General features: G+C 74.7%; 2 protein-coding genes. Both read right to left on the reverse strand.

Annotated elements, in window-relative coordinates; genetic code table 11:
* The coding region (locus ABT160_RS46380) for a type I polyketide synthase (RefSeq protein ID WP_351656301.1) at positions 1–1,856 on the reverse strand (1,856 nt) is incomplete at its 3' end.
* A gap of 87 nt (positions 1,857–1,943) precedes the next feature.
* The coding region (locus ABT160_RS46385; RefSeq protein ID WP_351656304.1) for a type I polyketide synthase at positions 1,944–4,734 on the reverse strand (2,791 nt) is incomplete at its 5' end.

The following is a 4,734-nucleotide window of genomic DNA, read 5'->3' on the forward strand; positions in this document are numbered from 1 at the left end:
AGGGGGTGTTGTCCGGTGAGGAGTTCGGTGACGGAGGTGCCGGTCCAGGGCAGGAGGGCTGCGTCGCAGGCGTCGACGGTTTCGGCGAAGGCGGGGGACTGTTCGTACAGGGCCCGTCCCATGCCGTCCCATTGCGAACCCTGACCCGGGAACACCCACACCCCACCGGAACCGGCCTCGCGACGGCTCTCCGAACCGGCTCCCGTGACGGGTGCGATCACACCCGGGGCTTCGATGCCTTCGGCGAGGGCTTCCAGGCGTTTGATGGCTTCTTCGCGGGTGGTGGCGAGTACGGCGCCTCGGTGGTCGAACCAGCTGCGGTTCCACAGGGCGGTGGAGGCGACCTGGGTCGGGGAGACTTCGGGGTGTTCGTGCCACCAGTCGGCCCAGCGCCGGGCCTGTGCCCGCACCACACCGCTGTCCCCGCCCGACAGAACGATCGGCAACACGCCGTCGAACGTGGGCTGTTGAGTGATCGACTCTTCGGCGGGCGGTTCTTCGAGGACGAGGTGGGCGTTGGTGCCGGACAGGCCGAACGACGACACGCCCGCGCGCCGCACCCGCCCCTCGTCACGCGGCCAGGCGCGCGCCTCGCCCAGCAACTCCAGACCACTGCCCTCCCAGACGACGTGCTCGCTCGGCTGTTCGGCGTGCAGCGTCGCGGGCAACTGCTCGTGCTGGAGCGCGAGGACCATCTTGATGACGCCGGCCACGCCCGCCGCCGCCTGCGCGTGGCCGATGTTCGACTTCGACGACCCCAGCCACACCGGACGCTCCGCGTCGCGCCCTGGCCCGAAGACCGCCGCGAGCGCGCCGGCCTCGATCGGGTCACCGAGCGGGGTCCCGGTGCCGTGGGCCTCGACGGCGTCCACGTCCGCCGGAGACAGCCGCGCACGCGAGAGCGCCTGCTCGATCACCCGTTGCTGGGAAGGGCCGTTGGGAGCGGTGAGCCCTTGCGAGCGTCCGTCCTGGTTGACGGCGGAGCCGCGGATTACCGCAAGGACGTGATCACCGTCGGCTTGGGCGGTGGACAGGCGCTTGAGTACGAGGACGCCGCAGCCCTCCGACCAGCCCGCGCCGTCCGCGTCGGCGGAGAAGCTCTTGCACCGCCCGTCCACGGCCGTGCCCCGCAGGCGCGAGAACTCCACGAACAAGGACGGCGTCGACATCACCGTCACGCCACCCGCGAGCGCCACGTCGCACTCGCCCTGGCGCAGCGCCGACGCCGCCAGGTGCAGGGCGACGAGCGATGAGGAGCACGCGGTGTCGACGGTGACGGCCGGGCCCCGCAGGCCCAGGGAGTACGACACCCGGCCCGACAGCACGCTGCCCGCGCTGCCCATCGAGCCGTACGCGTCGAGCGCGCTCAGGTCCCGCTTGTGGAAGCGGTCGTAGTCCGACCCCATCGCACCGAGGTAGACACCGGTGTTGCTGCCCTCAAGGGCGTCGGGGCGGAACCCGGCCCGCTCCAGGGCCTCCCACGACGCCTCGAGCACGAGCCGCTGCTGCGGGTCCATCGCCTGGGCTTCGAGCGGGGGTATCCCGAAGAACCCGGCGTCGAACTCCTCGACGTCCCGCAGGAACCCGCCCGTACGCGTGTAGCTCTTGCCGACCGCGTCGGGGTCGGGGTCGTACACGTCCCAGCCGTCCCAGCGCGCCGGGAACTCCTCGATCGCGTCGCCGCCCGAGGACAGCAGTTCCCAGAACTCCTCGGGCGTCGCCACCCCGCCCGGCAGCCGGCACGCCATCGACACGATCGCCACCGGCTCGGTCAGTTGCGCCTCCAGATCGGTCGCCCGCCGCTTCAGTTCCCGGATCGCGGGGAGGGCGAGTTCCAACCGACTCTGTTCGGACATCAGGGGTTCCTTCCAGGAGGTGCCGGGCGTGGGGCCGGGGAGCGTCCTCGAAGTCCCGTCAGGCGCAGGGGACTTCGAGGACACGGCCTAGAGTTCGAGGAGGGCGTCCAGCTCGGCGCCGATCTCGGCGACCGAGCGGGCCGGTGCCGGGGCGTCCGGCGGTGACGGCTGCCCCTGTTCGGGCGCGGTCCCGGGAGGTTCGGGTGCGGTCCCGGAGGGTTCCGGTGCGGTCCCGGAGGGCGTGATCCCCAGGCGCCGCATCAACAGCTCCGCGATGGCGGCGGGGGTCGGGTGGTCGAAGGCGAGGCTCGCGGGCAGCTGGATCCGTGCGGCGTCCGCGAGGCGCCGCCGCAGTTCCACCGCCATCAGCGAGTCGAGGCCGAGGTCCTTCAGTACGGACTTGCCGCGCAGGGCGCCCGGTCCCGGCAGCCCGAGGACGACGGCGACCTCCTCCAGGACGAGCCGGGTGACCGCGACGGCCTGTTCCTCCGGCGTCCGGCCGCTCAGCCGGTCACGCAGGGACGGGCCCGCCGCGGCGTCCCCGGCCCGGCGCAGCGCGGGCCGGACCAGGCCGCGCAGCAGCGCCGGGGGCTCCCCCTCCAGGGCGTCGAGGTCGAGCCTGACCGGGACGAGGTTGCCGTCCGGCGAGCGCAGTGCGCGGTCGAGGAGACGCAGGGCCTTGTCGACGGGCAGGGGCGCGATGCCCTGCCGACGCAGCCGGCCGAGCTCCGCCTCGGTGAGGTGGGCGGTCATGCCCGAGCCGCTCCGCTCCCACAGCCCCCACGCCAGGCTGGTGCCGCCGACGCGGGTGGCGAGGGCGTCCAGGCCGGCGTTCGCCGCCGCGTACGCGCCCTGTCCGGCGGAACCGAGGGTCCCCGACACGGAGGAGAACAGGACGAACGCCGACAGGCCCAGGTCCGCGGTGAGTTCGGCCAGGTGCGCGGCCCCGTCCAGCTTGGGGGCCAGTACGTCGTGCAGCCGTCGCCGGTCGTAGTCGAACAGCAGGCCGTCGTCGAGCACGCCCGCCAGGTGCAGTACGGCGGACCAGTCGTCGGCCGTCGCCAGGAGGCCGGCCACCTGGGCGCGGTCGGTGACGTCGCAGGCCGCCACCCGCACCGAGCGGGCGCCCGCCCCGGTCAGTTCCGCGACCACGGTGGACGCGTCGGGGTGCGCGGGGCCGCCGCGCGAGGTCAGTACCAGGTCGCGGACCCCGTGCTCGGTCACCAGGTGCCGGGCGACCGCCCTGCCGAGTTCGCCGGTGCCGCCGGTGACCAGTACGGTGCCGCCGCCGACGGCCCGGACGGGTGCGCCCGGGGCGCCCGCCGGGGCGAGCCGCGGGGCCAGGACGGCCCCGTCCCTGAGGGCGAGTTCGGGTTCGCCGGTCAGCGAGAGCGCCTCCAGGAGACGGGTGGCGTCGACCCGGTCGACGTCGACGACGCGCAGCACGGCCTCCGGGTACTCGTGCCGCGCCGCGCGCAGCAGACCCCACAGGGGTGCCCCGGCGAGGCCGTTCACCCGTTCTCCCGGGCGGGCGGCGACGCTCTTTTTGGTGATCCAGACCAGTTCGGTGTCGTCGAGCGGCAGCAGCCGGTGCAGCAGCTCCAGCGCGTGCGCGGTCGCTTCGTGGGCGGCGGCGACCCCGTCGGGCCACGCGGTGGCGTCGACCAGGATCCGGCGCGGGCCGTCGCCCGTGGGAGTGCCACCCGCGGTGGCGGTGACCGCGTCGTCCGAGGGGGCGGTGTCCGTCCCGCGCTCGCTGAAGCTGCCCGTCCCGTACGCGGCCACCGCCTCGTCCGGTGCGATCCCGAGGGCCTCGGAGACCGGTCCGGGGCCCAGGACCCGTACCGGCTCGGACAGCGGGGGCCCGTACGGCACCGGGCGGAAGACCACGCGGTAGAGGTCGGGCACGGACAGGGCGGCGCGCAACTGGTCGGCACTGACCCGTCGCAGCCCCAGGGCGCCGACGTACGCCACCGGGGCACCGGCGCTGTCGGTGAGCACGGCGCGTACCCCGTCGTCCAGGACGTCGACCCGCACGCGGAGTTCGGTGGCGCCGGTGGCGTACAGGCGTACGTCGGTGAACTCGAAGGGGAGCTGGGCCTCCACGGAGGCCGGGACCACGGCGCGCATCACCTGGAGGGCCGCGTCGAACAGCGCTGGGTGCACGCCGAATCCCCCCGCCCCGGCATCCGTGAGCCGGACCGTGCCCGAGGCGGTCCGCCCCTGCCCGCGCAGCTCGGTCACGCCGCGGAAGGCGGGGCCGTAGTCGACGCCCTGGGCGGCGAAGCCCTCGTAGAACCCGGAGAGGTCCACGGCGGGCAGCGCGGGCAGCGACCAGTCGACGGGTTCGGCGGCCACGGCGTCCACGAGCGCGCCCTCGGCGTGGGGGGTCCAGGACGCACCGTCCACCTTGCTGTGCACGGTCACCGGCCGTCGCCCGTCCTCCGCGGGTCCGACCCGCACCTGCACCTGCGCGGAGTCCTCGAGGACCATCGGCCGCGACAGGGCCAGTTCGCCGACACCGGCGGCGCCGGCCCGGCGGGCGGCCGCCAGGGCCAGGTCGAGGAGCGCGGTGCCGGGGACGACCACGGAGCCGAAGACCACGTGGTCGGCCAGCCAGGGCTGGGAGGCGATCGAGACGCGGCCGGAGAACACCCAGCTCCCGTCCGCCAGTTCGGTGCTCGCGGTCAGCCAGGGGTGCGCGTCCTCGGTACGGCCGGCGGCGCCCGCGTGTCCGGGGTCAGGGGTGTCGAGCCAGTACCGCCGGCGCCGGAAGGCGTAGGTGGGCAGGCCGACGAGGCGGCGCGGACCGTCGTACAGGGCGGGCCAGTCGAGCCGCGCGCCCGCCGCGTGCGCCCGCGCGGCCGCGAGCAGCAGC

This window comes from Streptomyces sp. NPDC001941 (genome assembly GCF_040296945.1).
Taxonomy (GTDB): domain Bacteria; phylum Actinomycetota; class Actinomycetes; order Streptomycetales; family Streptomycetaceae; genus Streptomyces.